Origin of the sequence: Corynebacterium sp. HMSC068G04, assembly GCF_001814885.1 — a bacterium.
In the GTDB taxonomy this organism is placed as follows: domain Bacteria; phylum Actinomycetota; class Actinomycetes; order Mycobacteriales; family Mycobacteriaceae; genus Corynebacterium; species Corynebacterium hiratae.
The window spans coordinates 1-6,002 of the sequence record NZ_KV818320.1 but is presented as its reverse complement, the minus strand read 5'-3'; the positions used below and the strand labels follow the sequence as shown (position 1 = coordinate 6,002).

Genomic DNA, 6,002 nt, shown 5'->3' with positions numbered 1-6,002 from the left:
ACCTTCATCAACCGCGGTGGCTTCATTCCGGCACCGGTGCACGGTTTCCGCAACTAGTCAGCGCACGAAAGTCTGCATCGCCGCCCAAAGCAATGGGGTGTCCTTAACGTGGCCGTCGCGAAACCACGCTTCCGCACGGTCACGTTGCCACAAGTTCATTGCACGCGCCGGATTAGATGAATCTAATGCTTCATCGGCTGCAAGAATCAGTCGCCGCAACGGTGTAGAGGGAAGGTATGAATCCGTGGGTATCGTCCACGAAGCAGCGATGACGTACTGAGCGCCCCGCAAATGCGCGGCCAAAGACAAACCCATGGGTTCGAGAAAAGTATGGTCGGTACCAGAACCACACCCAATGAATGCCACGTGTTCAGGGAACACGAACTCTTCATCGCTTAGAATCTCACCGGCGGTCAACGGATCGTGCTGCCCCGTGTCATCAACACAACACAAGTGGAGTGCTGATGATGCCCCTGAGGAGGTGAGATCCTGTCCCACGCTAACGTGTCCCACGTACAGAAAAGCGGAAGCTTTAGGCAGTACGGACTTGAGCCACCGGCGATCTAGATCACTACGTCTAGCTAGTTCAGAGAAAACGGTCGCTGTGGGAATAAGGTTTCCAGTTCGCCGCCCTAAAAGTGCTGCTAGTTCATCGTTGTCTTGGGGTGGTCCCAGGACCGAGCCCAACGCCGAAGTCGGTTGGTATCCAGGAACTTTAGGATCGATGACAGCTATAACCCCGCGCCGTGTTCCGTTAACACGCAAACGCGAAGCTCCTTTATCGCGGCGTTTCGCAAGGCGGGAAGCATTGCGGGGAATAGCTATAGCGACGTCCGCAAAGTCCAAAAGTAGCGTACGATGATTTCCTGCAGTTTCTGTTTGAATACGCAGGAGTGCCCATGGAATCCGAGCTGCAGTTGGAGATACATGGATCTTCATGCAAACGCGCTCGGCGCCATGCCCAGAACGTCGAATTAACGCTTGGGTCAGTTCAGTGGGAAGAAGACCATCAGCTAGTCTTGCCCCAAAATCCGCCGATTCTTGTGGAGAGGCCAATGGACCACTCAAGGCGCGGTCGAGCGCTTCCTCCGCAGATTCAGCAGGGCGAGCATTGGGCAATGCCTCCTCATAAAAGTTGAGAAGAGTCTGGCGTAGCGCTGGGTCAAGACGAGACGCGTGCGCGTCTTCCTCTCCTTCCCAGCGCCACGTGATCCAGCAAGTGCTTGCCTCAGCAAACCACAAGGTCAGGACTTGTTGCCCACTCACCACGTCTTACCTTGATTAACCGCAGGTAATCTTCAATTCGAACGGCTTCGTTTCCATGCTGGTCGGGTTTTGTGGATCGGTCACAATGCCCTCACCCGACACGGTGTAGCTGTCGCCGTCCTTCGTCGCCGTAGCGGAGCCCATCGGGCTACCCTCAGCGTAGGCCAGGGTATTTCCATCTGCATCCATCATTCCGACACCCTTCACCGTGGGGTTATCATCGGTGGAAAGCATTGCGGAGATACCAGCTGTACCGGAACCTACTGCGAGATTCATCGTGCCAGCTGCCTCCTGGCATACGATGGTTTCGTCTTCTACCACGATGGCCTGGCCATCAACTGTGGCTTCATAGCTTCCACCGATTGAAGCGGTCTTCGCATCTGCATTTGCAGACTCATCTTCGCTGTCGTTTGATTCTGCATTCGCATCAGAATCTGTACTAGAGTCTTCAGTCTTTTCAGCCTCGTTGGCAGCAACTTCGGTGGTAGCGTCCGCAGACTTTTCGCCGTTGTCGCCTTCAGATTGAGAACAGGCAGCGAGCGTTGTCAACGAGACGGCGGCAAGAAGAGATACGAGAGACTTAGTGATCTTCACTGGAGTTCCTTTCTTTGCATTTAGCTGTGCATTCGAGTGCCAGCTAGCCTCAGTATTGGAGAATGCTAGCTCTACCACTCACAAAACTGGTCCCCCAAAGGGGGGGGGGATTCGATGCCTTCAATCAGTAAAGAGCAACGCACTCTTCGGCAAAGCTCAACCTGTCGCGAGCTCGCAGTCGCTCCTGAGCAAAGGCCCTAATACGGTTGCGCACTTCCTGGCTCTCGTTGACATCAACCCCAACTTGTACGACCACGTCAGTCCAATCTTGAAGCCATACCTCAGCTACCGTGAGACCTAACGGCACAGACGCGAATCCCCGCTTGTCGAGATATCCGTGGGCTAATTCCTCAGGTCCGCGAAGCACCCGCACCTCAAGGCCTTCACCGTTTGACTGCTTATCAGCGAGTAATACTTGGATGTCTAGCACCGGATTCGGAGCCGCTTCGACATGCCAGTGAACGGGATTCTCTGTCGCATCAACTACATGTGCTGGCAGCCCTTGCCACGCCGGGGAGGATGTACCACTAAAAATGGGGCCCGTGATCGCACACTCTTGAACTGTGCCCGCGACCAAAGCATAGTCAGATTGTGCCTGGTTGTCCCTTGTTCTGTTTAAGGACACTGAGGTGTCCTCAGTACGAGAAAACTGATACCCGTCGACGATTGTTTCTACCTGCATAGCCACGTCGTTCATCTCACGAACCAGCCCCTCATCACTCAGCTTGGGTACCCCATCAACGGCACTGGTCGGCCACCAATCTCGTAGCCACTGGCCATGAGCGAGCTTTCGAAGCGCCAGTAACGTCTCCAGATTCCATTGAGCAGCGACATTGAATGCTTTTCGCATGTTGGGGTTCTGCGCCGACTGTACAAATTCAACATGGGCAGGCTCTCCGATGAGTTCCCACAGCCAATCGCATTCGTCTTCGTCAGTGATCGTGATGCGTGGCCGGCTCCTTTCGGGCTCGTCGATATTCCACTCCAATAGCGCTCCCCTAGCTTCAACAGCTTGGATAAGTGGAAACTCTGAGAAACTAATAACGCCCGATGACCAGGCTCCATCTTTCAATGTCCACTTCATCAGGAGCTCCTCTCAAGAGACTTACGGATTCTTGCGCGGTGGTCAAGAATGACAGAACGGGTAATGCCGGTCAGCAATTCTTTAGGGCTTTCAGCCGGGGGACGTGCCCTAATTTCGCGACCGTGTAGTCGAGACCATAAGCGGTTCAACCAAGGCTTCCAGAAATCTTGCAAATCAGCAACGATCTTGGTTTGGTCAGCATGGATGGCTCCCCCAGCACATAATTGCCGTCGCAAGTGCATTACATATGCCTCCCTCCGTATTCTTTGCTGGAGCTCGCCTACAAACCCCTCTGCCGCTCCGACGTCGTCAGAATCAACGTGAAGCAGCGGAGTTAGCTGAGGTGCTATCACCGTGCCAACAAGGAATAGCGCTTGGCTTCGGGCATCGTGGAGGCCAAATGCATCCACTGCCCTTTCAATCTCTTCGATCACGATTTCCGCAGCTCCGACCTCAGAGTCTGCGTCCCGATGCCGAATTAACGCTGCCCGCACGCGCTGCTCAATGGTGCGGTCAAGCGGAAGAAATGCCGAACCTAACAACTCCGGTGGAACAAGGGGATCCTTCTCAGAAAGAGAAACTGTTTGCGTTTTAGGGACAATAGCTTCCAGAAACTTCTCAATAATTCCTTCTTGATCTCGCATTTCAAAAGCGATAGCCCGAACGTCTTCTGTAGCCACAAAGGCTTCAAGACTCTCCCCTGACTGATCAAGAAGAGCAAGCGCTAGCCGTTCACTAAGTCCATGAGTTTGAGGGGGTACTCTTCTGTTGTACCAAGAGGAAGTCCATGTCTTCTCCGCATAGTCATGCGTTTCCTTTGACCTCAGCACCTCCATCACTTCTCTCGTGCTGGGGCCAATCGTATGTATGGAATCTAGTAGTGCACTAACGAGCTCGCTTACATCGCCCTCGGGGGCTCCCCTAGTAATGGCGAGCTCATAAGCTCGGGGATAATAAAGCTCCTGGGGATTCCCTTCCGAGATTCCCAGTGCTTGTCTCATTTCCTTGAACTCGAGATACCACAAGGACGTCCATGACAACGCCTCTCGGGAATCAACCAGAAGCTGGTACATCTCGGCAGCGTCCGCGGGGTTCAACAGTGCCTTGGCGAGATGCTTTCGTTCCCGCGGCCTAAAAACTAGTGGATCAAGTAGACATTTCTGTGTTCGTGCCAGAGGCAGACCCTTCTTATTTACTAGCGCAGGTGCGTCAATCTCTGCGGCGGTCCACGCATCCGCAATTACTGCAGTGCGTGGTCTCAAGGTAGCCATGGGCTTCGTTACCTCTCAACGTAAGTGTCCAAATCATCGACAACAAATTCCAATCTGTGCTTAGATTATAGTGTGTTCGATTCCATAAAAGTGCGTACTTCGGCACGAGCTTTCAGAGCTCGATGTGAGGAAGCAAGCTCGAAAATGCGGGCTGGCGACGATTCGTGGCGAGAAACCCCTGTCCATTGGAATTCCACGAAATTAACTAATTCGGAACAGTGTTCTAAGGGTGTCTCTGAGCTCAGCAACCTACTCTTAGAATTTCCTCAAGTCACTCGTGAAGCCAACCTTGCTTTGTCCATCGACCTTCTCCACGGAGCCCTTTCCACTATTGAGAGGAAAAAGCTAAGGGTCGACGACCCGTCTCAGTTGATGCGCCTCGAAGACCAACAATGGGCAATCACATTCAGCGTCGCTCAATCGCTTCGTTTCGCCAATAAGCTAGAGGAAGCCGAAAAGAGAGTCGCTGCACTCGAAGAACTAGCTCCGCGAACACTTGAACCTGTACAACGCACTTTCCTAACAAAAATTGAACGTGCTGCGTTGTTTATGTGCCAAGGACAACACAATCAGGCCGCTATAGCCTATCGAAACATACAAGCCTTAGCTCGAAGTCTCGGCACTTCTTATCTTGGAATCGTTCTTTTAGGAGTGGCACAAACCGAAATGATGCTTGGTGATTATGCCGCTGCTGAGCTAAACCTCAACCGTGCAGAGCCTTTGATAGGCGAAGATCCGAACCACGCGCCAACCCTGCAACTTACACGCGCTTATTTGCGTCTCTTGAGCGCACATCCAGAGTGGGTTAGCAGTGTTTCTCTTGCTATCGCACAAATTGGAACAACCATAGTCACGGTTGAACCGCAAGTTAGCAAACAAATAATGCTTATACAGGCACATCGATTACATCTAGAAGGCCGCCACGATGAAGCTTTACATACCCTCGAAGCGTGTGCAGCCCTGGCGTACGACCAACATGACGTTTGTTTCTTCTCTGATGTCTTGCAACAGCAGGCTTTCGTACACCAACGCCTTGCACATGCCACTAGCGATGTTGATGAGGCCGCACAACATCACCGGATCGCGATGCGAAAGCTCTCGCAGGCCCGCGCCATTCGTCAGGAGCACGGGCACAAATTGTCTACGGCATCGATCGATGTGACGGCAGCCGAGTATATCGTTCAATGGCACGATCGCTATCACGGTGTGTCTCACAATGAACTTAGAGAAGCCTTCCAGCGCATCATCGCGGCTATGCGGACTATTTATAGCGTCAGCCAAAGCATTGCGGAGAGCAGAACCCGCTATAGGTTTGTACGTTCAAGGTTGCGACATGCCTTTGAAGCCTCTTGTTCATTGGCACTTTTCCTTGGGGATACTCCAGCGCTTTCCGCCCTCATCGTAGAAGCCACCGCACAGTATGACTGGAGCGTAGTTCACAAGGCTGACACCGATAACTGAGAACAACCTATCCGGTGGATGAGGAGTTGGCCTACTAGTTTTCGAATGTCGGCGCTGTTGCCCCGGGCCCCCTCATTGAGGCACCCAATACTCTCCTGTTCCTCAGTAAGCCGGCCCAAGCATCACCAGACGGCTCCCCATGGCAGCACGCTCTCCCGACGAAGGTAACGAAGGTCCGTTTTATGGTGCTGCTTCTCGGTAATCACTAGCGTTGCGTAGTTGCGCCTCAAGCTCCGCAATTATCGGCAAGGCCAGCTCGTGGGTGAAATGGCTTCAGAGCGCCTCGGTGTCCCGTTCGGCATCATTGACCTCTCCCTCGCTCCCAC

5 protein-coding genes and 1 pseudogene are annotated in these 6,002 nt (G+C 53.0%); 2 read left to right on the top strand and 4 right to left on the bottom strand.

Features of this window, described 5'->3' with window-relative positions; translation table 11 throughout:
• Positions 1 to 57: 57 nt before the first annotated feature.
• The 4 genes from HMPREF2993_RS13115 to HMPREF2993_RS13440 form a co-directional block, all read right to left on the bottom strand.
• A complete protein-coding gene (locus HMPREF2993_RS13115) occupies positions 58 to 1,266 on the bottom strand; it encodes a CHAT domain-containing protein (RefSeq protein ID WP_168166770.1) in 1,209 nt (402 codons plus the stop codon).
• Positions 1,267 to 1,281: 15 nt separating this feature from the next.
• The gene (locus HMPREF2993_RS05915) at positions 1,282 to 1,860 is read right to left on the bottom strand and encodes a lipoprotein LpqH (RefSeq protein ID WP_049155693.1); all 579 of its coding nucleotides are present in this window, start codon (positions 1,858 to 1,860) and stop codon (positions 1,282 to 1,284) included.
• A 124-nt stretch (positions 1,861 to 1,984) separates the two neighbouring features.
• Positions 1,985 to 2,944, bottom strand: coding sequence for a hypothetical protein (locus tag HMPREF2993_RS05910; RefSeq protein ID WP_070547411.1), 960 nt, complete (start codon positions 2,942 to 2,944; stop codon positions 1,985 to 1,987).
• Positions 2,944 to 3,624, bottom strand: coding sequence for a hypothetical protein (locus tag HMPREF2993_RS13440; RefSeq protein ID WP_141758261.1), 681 nt, complete (start codon positions 3,622 to 3,624; stop codon positions 2,944 to 2,946). The genes HMPREF2993_RS05910 and HMPREF2993_RS13440 overlap by 1 nt, the downstream gene beginning before the upstream one ends.
• Positions 3,625 to 4,359: 735 nt before the next feature.
• On the opposite strand from HMPREF2993_RS13440, the gene HMPREF2993_RS05900 reads away from it, so the two are divergent.
• Together HMPREF2993_RS05900 and HMPREF2993_RS13435 are read left to right on the top strand one after the other, a co-directional pair.
• Complete coding sequence (locus tag HMPREF2993_RS05900; RefSeq protein ID WP_070701497.1) at positions 4,360 to 5,676, top strand: tetratricopeptide repeat protein; 1,317 nt, start codon at positions 4,360 to 4,362, stop codon at positions 5,674 to 5,676.
• A 243-nt stretch (positions 5,677 to 5,919) separates the two neighbouring features.
• Positions 5,920 to 6,002, top strand: a pseudogene (locus HMPREF2993_RS13435) (DUF711 family protein); the annotation flags it as partial.

What these genes read in the sequence shown, in the direction of transcription:
- HMPREF2993_RS05910 (WP_070547411.1), bottom strand. Translation starts at nt 2,944, where the DNA reads ATGAAGTGGACATTGAAAGATGGAGCCTGGTCATCGGGCGTTATTAGT.
- HMPREF2993_RS05900 (WP_070701497.1), top strand. Translation starts at nt 4,360, where the DNA reads ATGCGGGCTGGCGACGATTCGTGGCGAGAAACCCCTGTCCATTGGAAT.